The organism is Azospirillum ramasamyi, assembly GCF_003233655.1.
In the GTDB taxonomy this organism is placed as follows: domain Bacteria; phylum Pseudomonadota; class Alphaproteobacteria; order Azospirillales; family Azospirillaceae; genus Azospirillum; species Azospirillum ramasamyi.
Genome location: NZ_CP029831.1, coordinates 475,722 through 492,500 on the forward strand (window position 1 = coordinate 475,722; position 16,779 = coordinate 492,500).

Annotated in this window: 18 protein-coding genes (1 of these 18 cut by a window edge); 3 read left to right on the top strand and 15 right to left on the bottom strand. The window is 69.6% G+C overall.

Annotation, left to right across the window (positions count from 1 at the left end; translation table 11 throughout):
• Positions 1–184: 184 nt before the first annotated feature.
• The 6 genes from DM194_RS18535 to osmF form a co-directional block, all read right to left on the bottom strand.
• The gene (locus DM194_RS18535) at positions 185–709 is read right to left on the bottom strand and encodes a hypothetical protein (RefSeq protein WP_111069043.1); all 525 of its coding nucleotides are present in this window, start codon (positions 707–709) and stop codon (positions 185–187) included.
• Positions 710–879: 170 nt separating this feature from the next.
• The gene (locus DM194_RS18540; protein WP_111069044.1) at positions 880–3,003 is read right to left on the bottom strand and encodes a 3-hydroxyacyl-CoA dehydrogenase NAD-binding domain-containing protein; all 2,124 of its coding nucleotides are present in this window, start codon (positions 3,001–3,003) and stop codon (positions 880–882) included.
• Between the two features lie 209 nt (positions 3,004–3,212).
• On the bottom strand, positions 3,213–3,971 hold the full coding sequence (locus DM194_RS18545; RefSeq protein WP_111069045.1) for an ABC transporter permease: 759 nt from the start codon (positions 3,969–3,971) through the stop codon (positions 3,213–3,215).
• Positions 3,968–4,927 (bottom strand): ABC transporter ATP-binding protein, encoded by a 960-nt coding sequence (locus tag DM194_RS18550; RefSeq protein WP_111069046.1) that lies wholly within the window; start codon positions 4,925–4,927, stop codon positions 3,968–3,970. Before DM194_RS18550 ends, DM194_RS18545 begins: the two co-directional genes overlap by 4 nt.
• Positions 4,924–6,063, bottom strand: coding sequence for an ABC transporter permease (locus DM194_RS18555; RefSeq protein ID WP_176581467.1), 1,140 nt, complete (start codon positions 6,061–6,063; stop codon positions 4,924–4,926). Before DM194_RS18555 ends, DM194_RS18550 begins: the two co-directional genes overlap by 4 nt.
• 51 nt (positions 6,064–6,114) lie before the next feature.
• The gene (gene osmF, locus DM194_RS18560; protein WP_162630123.1) at positions 6,115–7,014 is read right to left on the bottom strand and encodes a glycine betaine ABC transporter substrate-binding protein OsmF; all 900 of its coding nucleotides are present in this window, start codon (positions 7,012–7,014) and stop codon (positions 6,115–6,117) included.
• A 200-nt stretch (positions 7,015–7,214) separates the two neighbouring features.
• On the opposite strand from osmF, the gene DM194_RS28470 reads away from it, so the two are divergent.
• Positions 7,215–7,391: a hypothetical protein gene (locus DM194_RS28470; protein WP_176581460.1), complete on the top strand. Its 177-nt coding sequence runs from the start codon at positions 7,215–7,217 to the stop codon at positions 7,389–7,391.
• A gap of 154 nt (positions 7,392–7,545) precedes the next feature.
• Here the strand turns inward: DM194_RS28470 and pqqE are convergent, their stop codons facing one another.
• The 9 genes from pqqE to DM194_RS18605 form a co-directional block, all read right to left on the bottom strand.
• A complete protein-coding gene (gene pqqE, locus DM194_RS18565) occupies positions 7,546–8,664 on the bottom strand; it encodes a pyrroloquinoline quinone biosynthesis protein PqqE (protein WP_111069049.1) in 1,119 nt (372 codons plus the stop codon).
• 37 nt (positions 8,665–8,701) lie between these two features.
• The gene (gene pqqD, locus DM194_RS18570; RefSeq protein WP_246024456.1) at positions 8,702–9,022 is read right to left on the bottom strand and encodes a pyrroloquinoline quinone biosynthesis peptide chaperone PqqD; all 321 of its coding nucleotides are present in this window, start codon (positions 9,020–9,022) and stop codon (positions 8,702–8,704) included.
• Positions 9,019–9,816 (bottom strand): pyrroloquinoline-quinone synthase PqqC, encoded by a 798-nt coding sequence (gene pqqC, locus DM194_RS18575; protein ID WP_111069050.1) that lies wholly within the window; start codon positions 9,814–9,816, stop codon positions 9,019–9,021. The genes pqqD and pqqC overlap by 4 nt, the downstream gene beginning before the upstream one ends.
• Positions 9,813–10,745, bottom strand: a complete 933-nt coding sequence (pqqB, locus tag DM194_RS18580; RefSeq protein ID WP_111069051.1) for a pyrroloquinoline quinone biosynthesis protein PqqB — start codon at positions 10,743–10,745, stop codon at positions 9,813–9,815. Before pqqB ends, pqqC begins: the two co-directional genes overlap by 4 nt.
• A 109-nt stretch (positions 10,746–10,854) precedes the next feature.
• Complete coding sequence (gene pqqA / locus DM194_RS29165) at positions 10,855–10,935, bottom strand: pyrroloquinoline quinone precursor peptide PqqA (protein ID WP_014249839.1); 81 nt, start codon at positions 10,933–10,935, stop codon at positions 10,855–10,857.
• 137 nt (positions 10,936–11,072) lie between these two features.
• The gene (locus DM194_RS18590) at positions 11,073–11,720 is read right to left on the bottom strand and encodes a rhodanese-like domain-containing protein (protein WP_246024457.1); all 648 of its coding nucleotides are present in this window, start codon (positions 11,718–11,720) and stop codon (positions 11,073–11,075) included.
• A gap of 14 nt (positions 11,721–11,734) precedes the next feature.
• Positions 11,735–12,382 carry a response regulator gene (locus DM194_RS18595; protein ID WP_111069052.1) on the bottom strand — a complete coding sequence of 216 codons (648 nt, stop codon included), beginning with the start codon at positions 12,380–12,382 and terminating at the stop codon, positions 11,735–11,737.
• A 173-nt stretch (positions 12,383–12,555) separates the two neighbouring features.
• On the bottom strand, positions 12,556–12,717 hold the full coding sequence (locus tag DM194_RS28475) for a hypothetical protein (RefSeq protein WP_176581461.1): 162 nt from the start codon (positions 12,715–12,717) through the stop codon (positions 12,556–12,558).
• 247 nt (positions 12,718–12,964) lie between these two features.
• Positions 12,965–13,879 (bottom strand): SIS domain-containing protein, encoded by a 915-nt coding sequence (locus DM194_RS18605; RefSeq protein WP_111069053.1) that lies wholly within the window; start codon positions 13,877–13,879, stop codon positions 12,965–12,967.
• Between the two features lie 219 nt (positions 13,880–14,098).
• Here DM194_RS18605 and edd point away from each other — a divergent pair, with 219 nt between their 5' ends.
• Together edd and zwf are read left to right on the top strand one after the other, a co-directional pair.
• Positions 14,099–15,937, top strand: a complete 1,839-nt coding sequence (gene edd / locus DM194_RS18610) for a phosphogluconate dehydratase (RefSeq protein ID WP_111069054.1) — start codon at positions 14,099–14,101, stop codon at positions 15,935–15,937.
• 151 nt (positions 15,938–16,088) lie between these two features.
• Positions 16,089–16,779, top strand: partial view of a glucose-6-phosphate dehydrogenase gene (gene zwf, locus DM194_RS18615; RefSeq protein WP_111069055.1) — the start only. It continues 830 nt past the right edge of the window; the window shows 691 of its 1,521 coding nt (coding positions 1–691); it begins with the start codon at positions 16,089–16,091; its stop codon lies beyond the right edge, outside the window.

A 16,779-nucleotide genomic window follows, 5' to 3' on the forward strand; every position in this document is an offset into this window, starting at 1 on the left:
CTTTTTTCGGGGAGATTCCGCGCCGGCTGCCGAAGCGGTCGGGCTGGCGCAGCTTTGATCGGGAAGAATGCGGCTGCAATAAAATGCCCCGGCGGGACGGGAGTCCGGCCGGGGCGAAGAGACAGGCTGAGATGACGATGGTTCCAGGAAAAACGGCTCCGAAGCAGCCGCTATGGGAGAACCGTCAGCCGGCGCGGCGCAGGTCGGAGCGGCCGGGGGAGGTCGCCGGCCGATGCGCCGCCGTGACGGGGAAGGCCAGGACCGACGGGCGGCCGTCGGACACCCTCAGGGCATCCGCGGGCTCCCGGCCGTTCAGCAGCCACTGGTAGGCGGCGGCGATGGCGACCCGGTCGCGGCCCTCCGTCGGGAGGACGCGCAGGCCGGCGGTCGTCTCGCTGCCGCCCGTGCCGCTCGTACTGCCGCTGCGGCGAACCGCATCGCACAGCGCGTGGCCGAGCCGGAGGTCCGGCACCAGAACCGCACTGAACCCGGCCTGGGCCAGGATCGAAGCCAAAGCTCCCAGATGGGAAAGAGGCAGGGGGGAATTGCCGACCTCCCGCAAATCCAGGAACAGGCGGGAGCCTGTGCCGGCGCCGGACAGCGCGTTGCGCAGCGTCCCGAGCCAGGAGGAAGGGGCAGCAAGAGGAAGGCCGGTGCAGGCGACGGCGTGGAGACCCCAGTCGGTCGCTGCGACGGTGATGTCCTTCATGCTCTTCCCCTTCGGTCAGGTCCGGGCCGCTTTCAGGACCGCTCCGCCGGATCCGCCGCCTGGGGGGACGGGTGGGGACCGGTGGAGCGGCTCTGTCGGAAGAGTATATGCTAAAGTTAAAACAATCAGCATCATAAACTAGTTTCCGGGCTGTAATCCGCATTCCGGATTCAGCATCCGATCGGCTGTCCGTCGGCCGCCCGTTGCAGAAGCAATGCGGACGGACACCATTGCGGCCCGCCGATGTCGCGGTGGTAACGCTGCACGGCGGCGGCGATTTTGCCCAGCCCCTCGCGGTCGGCCCAGAACAGCAGGCCGCCGCGCCAGGACGGAAAGCCGTAGCCATGCAGCCAGATGGCGTCGATATCGACCGGTCGCGCGGCGATGCCCTCCTCCAGGATTTTGGCGGCCTCATTGACCATGGCGTAGAGGCAGCGTTCGCGAATTTCCACGTCGCTGACGGCGCGCGGGGTGATGCCGCGGCTGCGGCGGTCCTCCCCGATCACCGACGCCACCTCCGGGTCGGGGATCGGGGTGCGGCTGCCGGGCTCGTAGCGGTAGACGCCGGCCGAGGTCTTCTGGCCGTAGCGGCCGCGTTCCGCCAGCACGTCCAGCCAGCTCGGCGTCTGCGCCTCGGGATCGCCGGCCTTGCGGCGCTCCTCGCCGATGCGCCAGCCGACATCGATGCCGGCAAGGTCGGTCATCGCGAAATGGCCGAGCGGGAAGCCGAACCCGGTCAGCACGCGGTCGACCTGCTCGGGGCTGGCGCCCTCCCCGACCAGGGCCATCGCCTCGCGCCCGCGCTGTTGCAGGATGCGGTTGCCGACGAAGCCGTAACAGACGCCGACCGTCACGCCGACCTTGCCGATCCGTCGCGCCAAAGCCATCACGGTCGCCAGCACGGTGTGGGAAGTCCGGGCGCCGCGCACCACCTCCAGCAGGCGCATGACGTTGGCCGGGCTGAAGAAATGCATGCCCAGCACGTCCTGCGGCCGGCCGGTCGCCGCGGCGATGGCGTCGACATCCAGCGTCGAGGTGTTGGTGGCGAGGATCGCGCCTGGTTTGCAGGTCCCGTCCAGCACCCGGAAGATGGTCCGCTTGACCTCCATGCTCTCGAACGCCGCCTCCACCACCAGATCGGCGTCGGCAAGCGCGCCGTAGGACAGGGTAGGATGGATCAACCCCATCCGGTCCTCCACCTGCGCGGCGGTCAGCCGGCCCTTGCGGGCGGTGGCCTCGTAGTTGCGGCGGATGGCGGCCATGCCGCGGTCGAGCGCGTCCGGCGCATTGTCGACCAGAACCACCGGGATGCCGGCATTGGCGAAGCACATGGCGATGCCGCCGCCCATGGTGCCGGCGCCGATCACGCCGGCCTTGCGGATGTCGCGCGTCGGCGTTCCGGCGGGCAGGCCGGGAATTTTCGCCACCTCGCGCTCCGCGAAGAAGGCGTGGATCAGCCCGGCGCGCTGGGGCGAGTCCATGCAGGCCAGGAACAGTTCCCGCTCGCGCGCCGTGCCCTCGGCGAAGGGCAGGGTGACGGCGGCCTCGACCGCATCGACGATCCGGTGGGGGGAGAACAGGTGCGGCTGACGTTTCGTCAGTTCCGCCCGCATCGCGGTGAACAGGGTGGGGTCGGTCCCGGCGATGCGGCCGGTGCGGGCGCTCGCCGGCTGTGGCGTCCATCCCTCCGCCAGCAGCCGTTCCGCGGCGCGCAGCCCGGCCTCCAGCGGCGAATTGCCGTCCTCCACCGCATCGACGAGACCGATCGCCAGCGCCTCCTCCGCGCCGACCGGCTCGCCGGACAGGATCATGTCCAGCGCCTTGGCCGCACCGACCAGACGCGGCAGCCGCTGGGTGCCGCCGGCACCGGGCAGTAGGCCGAGTTTCACCTCCGGCAGGCCGAGCCTGGCCGATCTCAGCGCGACGTGGACATGACAGGCCAGCGCCACCTCCAGCCCGCCGCCGAGCGCCGTGCCGTGGATGGCGGCAATGACCGGCTTGGCCGAGCCATCGAGGCGGGCGATCACCTGCGGCAGGGTCGGCGGGGCGGACGGCTTGCCGAACTCCCGGATGTCGGCCCCGGCCATGAAGGTGCGCCCGGCGCAGACCAGCAGCAGCGCCTCGGCCTCCGCATCGGCGAGCCCGGCGTCCAGCGCCGCCACCAGCCCGCTGCGCACGCCATGGCCGACGGCGTTCACCGGCGGATAATCCACGGTGATGACGCCGATCCGCCCCTGGCGCGCGTATCGGACGGGATTGGGCTGCACCGCTTCAGTCTGGGCCGGCGACGGCATCGACGCTCTCCGAAAAGCCTTGAATCAGGGCACGTCGGCCCAGGGGCGGCCAGTCTAGCAGATCGCCCGGCGTCCCTTCATAGGCCCGGCTCGGCATCACCGGAGGAGAGGGAGCGAAGTCCCGGTGCGGCGGAGTTCCAAGCCGAACGGCCGGTGTTCGGAAACAAGTGCCCCGGTCGATATGATCGCCTGAACCGGCTCGCTTTTTTTCAGCGCCGCGACCAGCGTGCCAGCCATCCGGCCAGCCGGTCGAACCCGGCGTCGATCACCACCGCGAGCGCGGCGACGATCAGCGCACCCTGGATGACGTAGGCCTGGTTGGAACCGTTCAGCCCGACGATGATGGGCAGGCCGAGGGTCTTCGCCCCGACGGTGGAGGCGATGGCGGCGGTGCCGACATTGATGATGACGGCGGTGCGCACGCCGGCAAGGATCACCGGGGCGGCCAGCGGCAGCTCCACCTTGAACAGCACCTCCGTCGGTCCCATGCCGAGGCCGCGGGCGGATTCCAGCACCGCGGGGGAGACGCCGTCCAGCCCGGCGACCGTGTTCTCCACCACCGGCAGCAGGGCGTAGAGCGTCAGCGCGATCAGCGCCGGTTCCGCGCCGAAGCCCATCACCGGAACGGCCAGCGCCAGCACCGCCACCGGCGGGAAGGTCTGGCCCATGGTGGCGACGGTTTCCAGCAGGCCGCGGAACTCCCGCCCCCAGGGGCGCGTCACGGCGATGGCGGCCCCGCAGCCCAGCAGGATGGCGGCGAGGCTGGAAAGGCCGACCAGCGCCATATGGTCCAGCGTCAGCCGGACGAAGCTCTCCGCCTCGTAGAGCGGGCGGTCGAGGCCGGGATAGAGCGTGGCGAACAGCGGCTTCAGCGACGGCATGCCCAGGACCAGCGCCACCAGCGCCACCAGCCCCAGCATCAGCCGGTCGGTCAGGAACTCCCGCGGGGCGATGCCGGCGACCGTCATGCCGCCCGATCCGGCAAGGGGCCATCGGATGCGGGGCGGACGAGGTCGGACAGGTGCAGCACCCCCGCCGGCCGGCCGTCGCCGTCCACCACCGGCAACCGCTCCGCGCCGCGGGTGACCATCTCCGACAGGGCGCGGTGAAGCGGGGTTTCCGACGGCAACGGTTCGCCGCCGACGCTCTCCTGCGGGCGGGCGCGGTCGCCGGCCGTTTCCACCGCCAGCCGCTTCAGCCCCCATTCCTCGCGTCCCACGAGGTCGCGCACCAGCGGGCTGGCCGGGCGGGTCAGGATTTCCAGCGGGGTGGCGCATTGGATCAGGCGGCCATGGTCCATCACCGCGATGCTGTCGCCCAGCCGCAAGGCCTCGTCCATGTCGTGGGTGACGAAGACCACGGTGGTGCCGGTGCGGCGGTGGATGGCCGACAGCTCTGCCTGAAGGCTGGCGCGGGTGATCGGGTCGAGCGCGCTGAACGGCTCGTCCATCAGCAGGATGCGCGGCTCCGCCGCCAGGGCGCGGGCGACGCCGACGCGCTGCTGCTGCCCGCCGGAGAGCTGGTGCGGATAGGCGGAGCGGTAGCGGCGGGGGTCGAGGTTCAGCAGTTCCAGCAATTCGGCCACCCGGTCGCGGATGCGGGCCTTGGGCCAGCCCAGCAGGGCCGGCACGGTGCCGATGTTGCGCTCCACCGTCCAGTGCGGGAAGAGGCCGACGGACTGGATGACGTAGCCCATGCGCCGGCGCAGCTCCTCCGGCTTCAGGGAGGCGATGTCCTCGCCGTCGATGCGGATGGCGCCCTCGTCCGCCGGGATCAGCCGGTTGACCATGCGCAGCACCGTCGATTTGCCGGAGCCGGACGGGCCGATCAGCACGCGGAACTCGCCCTCCGCCACGGTGAAGGACACGCCGTCCACCGCCGTCCAGGAGCCGAAGCGCTTGCTCACGCGCTCGAATTCGATCATGGCGCATTCCTTCCCGGCGACAGGCCGATATGGCTGGTGGCGGCGGCGATGCCGATGGACAGCAGGGCGTCGGCCGCCACCGCCAGCAGGATGACGGGAACGGCCCCCAGCAGCACAAGGTCCAGCGCGTTGGCGAACAGCCCCTGGAACATGATGGCGCCCAGCCCCCCGGCACCGATCAGCGCCGCCACCGCCGCCAGCCCGACCGCCTGCACCACGGTGATGCGCAGCCCCGACAGGAAGACCGGCAGGGCCAGCGGCAGGTCGACGCGGAAGAAGATCTGGCGCGGCGTCAGGCCCATGCCCCGCGCGGCCTCCCGCACCGGGGCGGGAACGCCGTCCAGCCCGACCGCGGTATTGCGGACGATCGGCAGCAGGGAATAGAGGGTCAGCGCGATCACCGCCGGCAGCGGGCCGACCCCGCTGATGCCGGAGCCCGGCAGCAGGGCGCCGAGTGCGGCCAGCGGCGCCATCAGCAGCCCGAACAGCGCGATGGAGGGCACCGTCTGCACGACGTTCAGCACCGGGAACACCGCACGCCCGACCGCCTCCACCCGGTGCGCAGCCACGCCCAGCGGCACGCCGACCAGCAGCGTCGGCACCAGCGCCGCCACCACCAGCGTGGCGTGGCGCAGCACGGCGTCGGCGAACACGTCGCGGCGGTTGGCGTATTCCTTGAGGATCGACAGCTGGTCGAGATGGCCGGTCGCCAGTTGCAGCGCCACCAGCCCGGCGACCGCCCCGCCGACAGCCAGGCGCCCGGTGGCGCCAAGCCCCATCCGCCGCGCCGCATCGACCGCGGTCAGCAGCCCCGCCGCCGCCATCACCCAGAAGCCCGATGCGAAGGAGGTGCGCGCCGCCGCCGAGGCCCCCTGCGCCAGCACCGCCGCGTGATGTCCCGCCAGCCAGACCAGCCCCGCCGCGAACAGCCCCCCCGCCGCCACGGTCAGGCCGAGCCCGACGCGCGTCGGCCGCAGGAAGGGCGTCGCCAGCAGGACCAGCCCCGGCAGGATGGCGAGGCCGCCCGGACCCTCCACCGCCGCCCACAGCGCCACCGGCCGGCCGGACAGCAGCCGGTTCGGCGCGAAGCCGAGGAACGGCAGCGTGACGGCGGCGACGGCGGCGGCCAGCGCCATCAGCAGGGCGACGCGGTTGTACAGGGGAAGCCGAAAGGTCACGTCACCGGCTTACTTCAGGAAGCCCTTGGACTTCAGGTAATCGGTGGCGACCTGCTTCTGGTCCTGTCCGTCCACCGAGATCTTGGCGTTCAGCCCCCGGAGCGTCTCGGCGTCCAGGCTGGCGAAAACCGGGTTCAGCAGGTCGGCGATCTTCGGGTTGGCTGACAGCGCCGATGCGCGGATGGTCGGCGCCGGCTCATACACCATCTGCGCGCCCTTGGTGTCTTCCAGAACGACGAGGTCCAGGGCGGCGATGGCGCCGTCGGTGCCGTAGACCATGGCGGTGTTGACGCCGGAGGTCTGCTCCGCCGCCGCGCGGATCGTCGCCGCGGTGTCGCCGCCGGCCAGGATCAGCATCTGGTCGGGCTTCAGCGCGAAGCCGTAGGTCTGCTGGAAGGAGGGCAGCGCGGCGGGGCTTTCCACGAACTCCGCCGAGGCGGCGACCTTCGCCTTGCCGCCGCCGGAGACCCATTTGGCGAAATCCTCCATCGTCTTCAGCTTGTTGGCGTCGGCCACGTCGCGGCGGACGGCCAGCGCCCAGGTGTTGTTGGCGGGGGCCGGCTTCAGCCAGACGATGTTGTTCTTTTCCTGGTCCATCTGCCGGACCTTCTCATAGCCGGCGCCGGCATTCTTCCAGGCCGGATCGCTGTCCACATTGAAGAAGAAGGCGCCGTTGCCGGTGTATTCGGGATAGACGTCGATCTCGCCCGACAGCAGCGCGCCGCGCACGATCTTGGTCGGGCCGAGCTGTATCTTGTTCTCCGTCGGGATGCCGTTGGCCTGCAGCATCTGCAGGATCATGGTGCCCAGCAGGCCGCTTTCCGCATCCAGCTTGGAGCCGACGCGCACCGCATCCGCCGCCTGCGCCGCTCCGGCGATCAGCCCCAGCGCCAGCGCCGCCGCACCCATGACGGCGCGGCCCCTGTTGAACAGTGTGAACACTCCTGATCCTCCCCCGGTAAGCTTTGGGAAAGGATGGGCGACAGCCTCGCTCACGGCAAGACGCGCTTTCCGTCTGTCCGATCATGGATATGAGGTTCGGCCTAATCCGGTGGGGAACCTTCCGCCAATCGACGCTGTTGAGCGGGAAATCGCGACAGGAGGTTCAGATGTCCCAGGGCGACAAGGATAAATACACCGAAAAACAGAAGCGCAAGGCCGAGCATATCGAGGAAGGTTACGAGAAGCGCGGCGTTTCCCACGACGAGGCCGAGCGGCGCGCCTGGGCCACCGTCAACAAGCAGGACGGCGGCGGCAAGAAGGGCGGGTCGGGGCACGACAGGTGAGTGGGGAGTGGCTGGAGTTCCAGCTTCGACTGCTCCCATCCTGACCCTCCCCCCGCTGGGCGGGAAAGGGGATTTAGGTACTTGTTCGGAAAGGCAGCGGCAGGCCCTCCCAGCCCAGCTGGGGAGGTCAGGGCGGGGGCAACCGAAGCCCCCCTCACATCCCCCGATACCGCCACTCCGCCTCCAGCGCCGCGGCGTCGCGGTCGCGCAGCACGGCGACATCCGCATGGGCCGGGGACAGTTCGCACACCGGGTCGGTGGCATCGGCGCTGCCCGCCAGCGCCAGCGCCTGGCAGCGGCAGCCGCCCCAGTCCTCTTCCTTGTGGTCGCAGGACCGGCAGGGTTCCGGCATCCAGGCGGTGCCCCGGTAGCGGGCGAAGGCCGGGCCGTCGCGCCAGATGTCTGACAGGCTGCGGTCGTGGACCGTCTCGAACTCCATGCCGGGAATGGTCTCGGCGGCGTGGCAGGGCAGGACGCGGCCGCGCGGGGTGACGTTCATGAAGCGCCGCGCCCAGCCGCCCATGCAGCTTTTCGGCCGGCGGGCATAGTAGTCGGGCACGACGTAATCGACGACGATCCGCCCGGCAAGCTCCGGCAGACGCGCCCGCACCGCGGCGTCCATCGCCAGCAGCTGTTCGCGCGACGGCATCAGTGCCGCCCGGTTGGCGAGCGCCCAGCCGTAATACTGCACGTTGGCGATCTCGATCCGCCCGGCGCCGAGTTCCAGCGCCAGATCGATGACGTCGTTGACCCGGTCGATGTTGTGGCGATGCAGCACGGCATTGATGGTCAGCGCCAGACCTTGGGCCACCACCGCGCGCGCCACATCCAGCTTCTTCACATGACCGCCCTTGAAGCCGCCGACGCGGTCGGCACCGGCGGCCTCCGCATCCTGCAGGCTGATCTGCACATGCTGAAGCCCGGCGCGCTGCAGCCGTTCCAGCCGCGGCCGGTCGAGCAGCACGGCCGAGGTGATCAGGTTGCTGTAGAGCCCGATCTCCGTCGCATGGGCGACCAGCTCCTCCAGATCCCTGCGGACGCAGGGCTCGCCGCCGGAGAAATGGACCTGCAGGGCGCCGACGTCGGCCGCCTCGTCCAGCACCCGCTTCCAGGTGGCGGTGTCCAGTTCGGCGCTGGCGGAATCGAGGGCCACCGGGTTGGAGCAGTAGGGGCAGCGCAACGGGCAGCGGTGCGTCAGCTCCATCAGCACGGCGAAAGGCGGTGCCGGTTCGGTTCGGCTCGCGGCGGCGAAGGCGGGCAGGGCGCAGCTCATTGGACAAACCTCCTGGGAACACGCCGCCCGGGGCACCTCATGCGACGACGTAGCCCTTGTTGCGCAGGTCGGTCAGCATCTCCAGCACGTCGGCGGCGACCTCCGCGCGGGGGGCGTCGTATTCCGCCGTCAGCCGGTCGATGCCGGCGGCCACATCGGCTGCCTCCGCCCCGACGCAGGCGCGCACCACCGCCAATGCCATCTCGTCCAGCACCAGGAGCCGTTCGGGCGCCATCAGCATCCATTCGCCGCGGCGGCGGTCGTTGCGCAGCATGACGCCGGGGGCCAGCCGCAGCCGGTCGGTTTCGCCGATCTGGGCCCCGCTTTGGCCCCCGCTTTGGGAAGTGAGTGCGTTCACCGGCTGTACCGTGTCGGTTCCATGTCCTCCGGCACGAAGGCGCCGGGCGGGATCAGGTTGGGGGTGACATAGGCGTGGTGCAGGGCGTCAAGCTGGGCCCACAACAGTTCCGTCTTGAACCGGAGCGCGCGCAGGCACTGACGCTGTTGTTCCGCTGTATGGGCATTGGCCAGCACATATTCCAGCCCGAACTCGACATCGCGCGGCGCCTCGTCCAGCCGCTTGCGGAAGTAGGACAGGGTGCTGTCGTTGGCGAAGGCGTAATTGCGCTCGAAGCCGGCGATGCGTTCGCGGTGGATCGACGGCGCGAACAGCTCGGTCAGCGAGGACGCCACCGCCTCCAGCAAGGAATGATCGCGGACGAAGTTGACATAGGCATCCACCGCGAAGCGGGTGGCGGGCAGGATGCCCTCCAGCGACTTCACGTAGTCGCGGTCCAGCCCCAGCCCGTCGGTCAGCCGCAGCCAGCGCTCGATGCCGCCGACCTTGGTCTCGTCCAGCTCGCCGGTCTGGGTCAGGCCGTCATGGTCCAGCACCCGCTGCAGCCAGGCGCGGCGCAGCGCCGGATCGTCCATGCGGGACATGATGGTCAGATCCTTGCGCGGGATCGACACCTGATAATAGAAGCGGTTCAGCGCCCAGGCCTGGATCTGCCCCTTCTTCAGCCCGCCGCCGTGCAGCAGTTGGTGGAAGGGGTGGAGGTCGTGATACTGCCGCTCGCCGATGGCATAGAGGGCGGCGCGGAACTCCTCGCGGGACATCGGGGCGGCGTTGGCGGTAGCATGGTCGGTCATAGGGTCAGCTCCAGCCCGTCATGGGCGATGCGCCAGCCGGCCGCCTCGGCTTGCGCCCGTTCGGGCGAATCCTCCAGCAGGGCGGGGTTCGTGTTGTTGATGTGGATGTAGATCTTGCGGGCGACGTTCAGCGGCGCGAAGGCGGCCATGCTGCCAGCATGTCCCGACATCGGCATGTGCCCCATGCGCGCCGCCGTCTTCACGCCGGTGCCGCTGCGGATCATCTCGTCGTCGGTCCAGGTCGTGCCGTCGAACAGCACCAGCGGCGCACCGTGCAGCCGGTCGGCCAGCCAGCCCGGCATGCCGGCGCAGCCGGGGATGTGGAAGAAGCCCTCGCTGGACCCATCGGTCGGGCGGATGCGCAGCGCCACCGTGTCCTCGGCGACGGAGCCGAAGCCGGGACCGGCGGAGGCATCCTCCAGATAGAGCGCGACCTTGCCCGGCACGGCGAAGACCTCCACCTCCAGCCCCAGCGGACGGCCGTCCGCCCCGGCGGGCTGGAACGGCTCGCCCAGCGCCATCGGGCGGCGGGCGACGAATTCCGGGTTCAGCACGTTGAAGACGCTGTTGGCGGCCAGAACGCCATGGACGCGCGGCGTGGCGTAGACGGCGAAGGGATGGGATTCGCGAAGGGTCAGCAGACCAGCGACATGGTCGATGTCGGCATTGGTCAGCAGGGCCGCGGCGATGGGGTTGCCGCGCAGTCCATCTTTCGGGTGAAGCTGTGGATTGGCGAGCAGCTGCGCACCCAGATCGGGCGAGGCGTTCAGCAACAGCCAGCGCCCGCCGTCGGCGGTCACCGCCAGCGACGATTGGGTGCGCGGCTTCGCCGCCGGGTCACCGGTGCGGGCGCGGCGACAGCCCTCGCAGGCGCAGTTCCATTGCGGGAAGCCCCCGCCGGCCGCCGAACCGAGGACGAGAATCTTCATCGCCACCGTCTTCCCCCCTTATCGGAAACCGTCTTTTCCGCGGTTTCTTGGATTGGATGCCGGGGAGGGGATGCCGGCACCCCGTCTCCCCGGCTCCGCATCGACCGGCTTAGAGACCGGCGCAGGCGTAGGCGTTGATCTCGGTGCCGACGGCGATCTCGGTGGTCTTCGGTTTGCGCCAGGTCTTCATTGGGTGATGCTCCTGCTTGCTGACTGTTGCCGACCAAGATGGTTGGCTATTTGAAGAGTAACGGTCCCGGGCGGAGGACCGCCATGCTACGATGGTGCAATCCGCTACCCCTTTCGGCAAATCCGCCCGCGAGCGCGTCAGGGTGCGGACGGGCTGCGTGCGGCGTCGGGCGGCGGCAGCGGATGCGCCTCCTCCGTCGGCAGCCCGGCCTCCATCCAGCCGTCGATGCCCGTCGGGTACCAGTGGACCCGGGCATAGCCAAGCAACACCGCACGCTTGGCCGCGTTCCACGACAGCCAGCAATCGGACAGGCAATAGAACAGAAGACCGCGCGTCCGGTCGCCTGCCGTCAGCCGCTCCAACTGCGATTCGAACCAGCTCAGGGTCGCCTCGTCGGGCGCGCCCATGCCGACATTGGGCAGCCACACGCTGCCGGGGATCTGGCGATAAGGCTTGGATTGCAGCCAGGGCGCGCCGGGCAGCGTGCTGCGTTCCAGCCGCTGGACGAAGATCGGGATGACGCGGCCTTGCGACAGCAGGGTCTGAACGGCCGGCGTGTCGACCGTCTCGCCCCCGGCGATGCCGTCCGGCGTGGGGGAGCGGTAGTCGGACAGGCGGAAGCCGTCGGGTTGGGGGATACCGGCGGCGAAGGCTGGGGCGGGGGTGGCAAGGAGGGTGAGGGTGAGGAGGAGAGTGGAGAGTTTCGGGAAGTTGGCCCCGCTCCCCAACCCTCTTCCACCCAACTCGCTCCCCTGCGGAGCGGGGGAGGGTTGGGGAGGGGGCAAGGCCGAACCTTCCCTCACCGCCGCTCGGCCAGCACGCGGTTGGCGATCACCACCGCCTGGGTTCGGCTGTAGACCTTCAGCTTTTGCAGGATTGCGGAGACATGGGCCTTCACCGTCGTTTCGGTGATGCTGAGGTCGAAGGCGATCTCCTTGTTCAGCTTGCCGGTGCCGAGCAGTTCCAGCACCCGCAACTGCTGCGCGGTCAGGGTGGCGATGCGCCGGGCGATCTCCGCGGTCTCGGCGTCCTCCGCCTCGCCGACGGGCTCGTCTGCGGCCTGCGGCGGGACATAGAGCTCGCCGTTCAACACCTGCCGCAGGGCCGCGGCGATGGCGTCGCGCGGCGTCGATTTGGGGATGAAGCCGGCGGCCCCGCTCTCCATCGCCTCGCGAACCCAGCGCCGTTCCTCATGGGCGGACACGACGACGACCGGCGTCGCGGGAAAGCGCTGGCGCAGCGCGCGCAGCCCGCCCAGCCCGTTCATGCCCGGCATGTTGACGTCGAGAAGCACGAGGTCGAGGTCGCCGCGCTCCTCCAGCGCCTGCATGACGCTGTCGAGCCGGTCGGCCTCCATCACGTCGGTGGCCTGGCAGGAATAAAGAACCGCGCTGCGCAGGGCGTCGCGCACCATCGGGTGATCATCGGCGATCAGGATCCGGGTCATGGCCGGCGGTTCCCTGTGCAGGAGCGGGCGGGGCGGAATATTGTAAAAAGTCTCTCGATCATTGTGTCAGACCGAAATGGGAAGGTGCAACACCGCGAACGACTGGAATTGTTTTGTGCGCGAACATGTCGCACTGCCATCAGTGCTACTCCCGTCGGCCCAGGCTTCCGTGCTCAGTCCCCGTGCATGGTTTCCATCCCGGAACGGACCGCCCACAGCGCCTCCAGCCCCATCCTCCCGGCCAGAATCCCAGCCGGAATCCCAGCGATGGCGGCGGTATGCGGCGCCGGGCGGCGGCGGGGAAGGGGCGGCGGCGTGGCCAAGCTGTGCGTCATTGGTGCGTCCTCTTCCTGCATCCTTCTTGCGGCCGCCGCAGTCCGATTACTTTTTTCCAAGAGTTCGCGGGAACGCTGGACGGTTGCGGAGCCGGATTGCGGCCGAGGATAGCAATCGTTCGTTCGCGTAATTATTCGACAATGGTACAAGGCCGTGGAGCGCCTCCCCGCCCAAGCCCGGCCGGATCGTCCGGTCGCATCCTGGACGATGGTCGGATGACGCATGCGGCATGGCCGCGCGCCGCGGTCACGCCGGCGGCAGCCGTCCGGCATTGATCGCCGCCTTCACCTTCGCCAACTGACGCACCGCCGGGTCGCCGAGCCGCAGCGCCACCCCGGTCGAGAGCACGTCGATCAGCGTCAGGTGGACCAGCCGCGAGGCCATCGGCGTGTACATCTCCGTGTCCTCCACCGGCTGGCTGGCGACGACCACGCTCGCCATTCCGGCCAACGGCGACCGTGGGGCGGTGATCGCCACCACCGCCGTGCCCTGCTCCCGCGCCGCCGCCGCCAGTTCGATGATCGTCGCGCTGCATCCGGTGTTGGACAGGGCCAGCAGCACCCCGCCGGCCCCCATGTTGACCAGCAGCATGCGGGCAAGCACCGGATCGGCGCAGGGCTGGGCGTCGGCGCCGAAGCGCAGCAGCTTGTGCGCCGCATCCTGGGCCAGCGCGCTGGACCCGCCGGTGCCGACGCACAGAACTCGCGGCGCTGCGGCCAGCAGGGCGATGGCCTGCTCCAACGCCGCCTCGTCCAGCGCCGCGGAAGCCGCCGTCAGCGCCGCGGCGCTCGATGAAAAAATTTTCCGCGCCAGCGTGCCGACATCGTCGTCGGGCGCCACATCCTGGCTGACATAGGGCGTTCCGCTCCGCACCTCGTCGCGCAGGGCGTCGCGCGCCTGGCATTCGGCAAGCCGCAGCTTGAAATCCGGGAAGCCGGCGCAGCCGATGCTGCGGCAGAAGCGCACCACCGTCGCCTCGCTCACCTCCGCCGCATGGGCGAGGGATGTGACGTTCAGATCCAGCACCCGGCGCGGTGCGACCAGAACCAGATCGGCGATCCGTCCCTCCGAACGCTTCAACTCACCTCGCAGCCGGCGGATCTCGTCCAGAATATCCACTGGTGCAGTGTTGGCGGCGGCGCTGTTGACCGGGGATGGCATGGCGTAACGTTACTTTCCTGGAAAGCCCTGCGGGGGACGGCATCCCTGCCGGAAGGCGGCGTTCACTATGAAGAATTTTGCCGCATATGGCGAGATATCCAGGTGAGGAATTCGGCTCTGGACCCCATAAATGAAAAAAAATTTCTTCACACGCCTCCTCCCCCGGCGTATGGTCCGTTTCGGAAATCATCGCCTCCCTCCAACGGTCGAGACGCGATCATGAGCAAGCCCACCCCCCTGAATTCTGTCGTCGCCCGCGTGACGGAGCGTATTGCCGAGCGCAGCCGCGACCGCCGCGCGGCCTATCTGGCGCGGCTGGAAAGCGCCGGCGGCAAGCCGCGCCGCCACCGCCTGGGCTGCGCCAACCTCGCCCACGCCTTCGCCGCCTGCGGCGCGAACGACAAGGCGGCGCTGCGTGGCGAGACGCAGCCGTCGATCGGCATCGTCACCGCCTACAACGACATGCTCTCCGCCCACCAGCCCTACGAGCGCTATCCCGCCATGATCCGGGACTCGGTGCGCGCGGCCGGCGGCGTGGCGCAGGTGGCGGGCGGCGTGCCGGCGATGTGCGACGGCGTCACCCAGGGTTACGAGGGGATGGAACTGTCGCTGTTCAGCCGCGACGTCATCGCGCTGGCGACCGGCGTCGCGCTGTCCCATGCCACCTTCGACGGCGTGCTGTGTCTGGGCATCTGCGACAAGATCGTTCCCGGCCTGATGATCGGCTCGCTCGCCTTCGGCCATCTGCCGACGGTCTTCGTGCCCGCCGGCCCGATGCCGTCCGGCCTGTCCAATGCCGACAAGGCCAAGGCGCGCCAGCTCTACGCCCAGGGCAAGGTCGGCCGCGAGGAACTGCTGGACGCGGAGTCGAAGTCCTACCACGCGCCCGGCACCTGCACCTTCTACGGCACCGCCAACACCAACCAGATGCTGATGGAGATCATGGGCCTGCACCTGCCGGGCGCCAGCTTCGTCAACCCCAACACGCCGCTGCGCGATGCGTTGACCGACGCCGCCGCCCGCCGGGTGGTGGCGATGACCGTTCCCGGCGCCGGCACGCCGATCGGCCGCATCGTCGACGAACGGGCGCTGGTCAACGGCATCGTCGGGCTGCTGGCCACCGGCGGTTCGACCAACCACACCCTGCACATCCCGGCCATCGCCGCCGCCGCCGGCATCGAACTGAACTGGGAGGATTTCTCGGAACTGTCGGCGGTGGTTCCGCTGCTGGCCCGCGTCTATCCCAACGGCAGCGCCGACGTGAACCGCTTCCATCAGGCCGGCGGCATGCCCTTCATGATCGGCCAGCTGATCGACGCGGGCCTCGTCCATACCGATATCTCCACCATCCTGGGCGAGGGCGGGCTGGAGCCCTACCGCTGCATGCCGGATCTCGGCGAGGGCGGAGCCCTGACCTGGACCCGTGCCGCCACCGACCAGAGCGGCGATCCGACGGTGGTCGCCACCACCGCTGCGCCCTTTGCGACCGAAGGCGGCCTGCGCGTTCTGACCGGCAATCTCGGCCGCGGCGTCATCAAGACCTCGGCGGTCAAGCCCGAGCACCGCACCGTCGAGGCCCCGGCCCGCGTCTTCGACAGCCAGGACGCCGTCCAGGCCGCCTTCCGTGCCGGCGAACTCGACCGCGACGTGATCGTCGTCGTCCGCTACCAGGGCCCCGGCGCCAACGGCATGCCCGAACTGCATAAGCTGACCCCGCCGCTGGGCGTGCTGCAGGACAAGGGCTTCAAGGTCGCGCTGGTGACCGACGGCCGCATGTCCGGCGCCTCGGGCAAGGTGCCGGCGGCCATCCATGTCACGCCGGAGGTGAAGGGCGGCGGCCCGCTCGGCCGCGTGCGCGACGGCGACATGCTGCGGCTGGACGCGGAGGCCGGGACGCTCGACGCCCTGGTCGATGCCACGGAGTGGGAAAGCCGCGGCGCTCCCCCGCCGCCGAGCGAGGATGCTACCCACGGCTGCGGACGCGAGCTGTTCTCGCTGTTCCGCAACAATGCCGGCCCGGCGGAGAGCGGCGCCTCGGTCCTCAACCTGCTGGGCTGATTTGTCCTGCCGGGCTGATCCGGCGGAAATCCATGAAAGTTCGGGCCGTCATCAGTCCATGCTCGCCCGGATTGTGACCGGCGCAACCCTGTGGCACCATGACGCACAGGTTGCCTGAGGCACCGTAACACCGATGTCGAGAGGTCCGAAGATGCAACCCCGCTCCACCGCCGCCGCCCCCGCGCTGCCTCCCTTCGACTACACCGTGTTCGGCGGCACCGGCGATCTGGCGCTGCGCAAGCTGCTGCCGGCACTCTATCTGCGCGACAAGGCTGGGCAGGTGACCGATGGCAGCCGCATCATCGGCGTTTCGCGCAGCCCGCTGAGCCCGTCGGACTACCGCGCCAAGGCGGAGCAGGCGATTCTCCAGCATGTTCACGCCGACGAGCGGGATATCGGCCTGATTGCCCGCTTTCTGGAACGGTTGGATTACGTTCCGGTCGATGCGACCTCCGACGACGGGTGGCGCGAGCTGGCGGAGCGGTTGGAGCATCCGCCGGTCCAGCGCGATGGGGCCGTGCGCATCTTCTATCTCGCGACCTCGCCCGGGCTGTTCGGCCCGATCTGCGACCATCTGCGGGCCTACGGGCTCGCCACGGCGGATTCCCGCGTCGTCCTGGAAAAGCCGATCGGCCGCGACCTCGCTTCGGCGCAGGCGATCAACGATCAGGTCGGCGCCGTATTCTCCGAACAGCAGATTTACCGTATCGACCATTACCTCGGTAAGGAGACGGTGCAGAACCTGCTGGCCCTGCGCTTCGGCAACTCCCTGTTCGAGCCGCTGTGGAACGCCAACCACATCGACCATGTGCAGATCACCGTCGCCGAGACGGTGGGCGTGG

Excerpts from the sequence above, each read along its gene's own strand:
- DM194_RS28475 (WP_176581461.1), bottom strand. The coding sequence starts at position 12,717 with ATGACGCACAGCTTGGCCACGCCGCCGCCCCTTCCCCGCCGCCGCCCG.
- pqqC (WP_111069050.1), bottom strand. The coding sequence starts at position 9,816 with ATGACCGACCATGCTACCGCCAACGCCGCCCCGATGTCCCGCGAGGAG.
- pqqA (WP_014249839.1), bottom strand. The coding sequence starts at position 10,935 with ATGAAGACCTGGCGCAAACCGAAGACCACCGAGATCGCCGTCGGCACC.
- DM194_RS18535 (WP_111069043.1), bottom strand. The coding sequence starts at position 709 with ATGAAGGACATCACCGTCGCAGCGACCGACTGGGGTCTCCACGCCGTC.
- DM194_RS18550 (WP_111069046.1), bottom strand. The coding sequence starts at position 4,927 with ATGATCGAATTCGAGCGCGTGAGCAAGCGCTTCGGCTCCTGGACGGCG.
- DM194_RS18540 (WP_111069044.1), bottom strand. The coding sequence starts at position 3,003 with ATGCCGTCGCCGGCCCAGACTGAAGCGGTGCAGCCCAATCCCGTCCGA.
- pqqB (WP_111069051.1), bottom strand. The coding sequence starts at position 10,745 with ATGAAGATTCTCGTCCTCGGTTCGGCGGCCGGCGGGGGCTTCCCGCAA.
- edd (WP_111069054.1), top strand. The coding sequence starts at position 14,099 with ATGAGCAAGCCCACCCCCCTGAATTCTGTCGTCGCCCGCGTGACGGAG.
- DM194_RS18555 (WP_176581467.1), bottom strand. The coding sequence starts at position 6,063 with ATGGCGCTGGCCGCCGCCGTCGCCGCCGTCACGCTGCCGTTCCTCGGC.
- DM194_RS18545 (WP_111069045.1), bottom strand. The coding sequence starts at position 3,971 with ATGACGGTCGCCGGCATCGCCCCGCGGGAGTTCCTGACCGACCGGCTG.
- DM194_RS18605 (WP_111069053.1), bottom strand. The coding sequence starts at position 13,879 with ATGCCATCCCCGGTCAACAGCGCCGCCGCCAACACTGCACCAGTGGAT.
- pqqE (WP_111069049.1), bottom strand. The coding sequence starts at position 8,664 with ATGAGCTGCGCCCTGCCCGCCTTCGCCGCCGCGAGCCGAACCGAACCG.
- DM194_RS28470 (WP_176581460.1), top strand. The coding sequence starts at position 7,215 with ATGTCCCAGGGCGACAAGGATAAATACACCGAAAAACAGAAGCGCAAG.
- osmF (WP_162630123.1), bottom strand. The coding sequence starts at position 7,014 with ATGGGTGCGGCGGCGCTGGCGCTGGGGCTGATCGCCGGAGCGGCGCAG.
- DM194_RS18595 (WP_111069052.1), bottom strand. The coding sequence starts at position 12,382 with ATGACCCGGATCCTGATCGCCGATGATCACCCGATGGTGCGCGACGCC.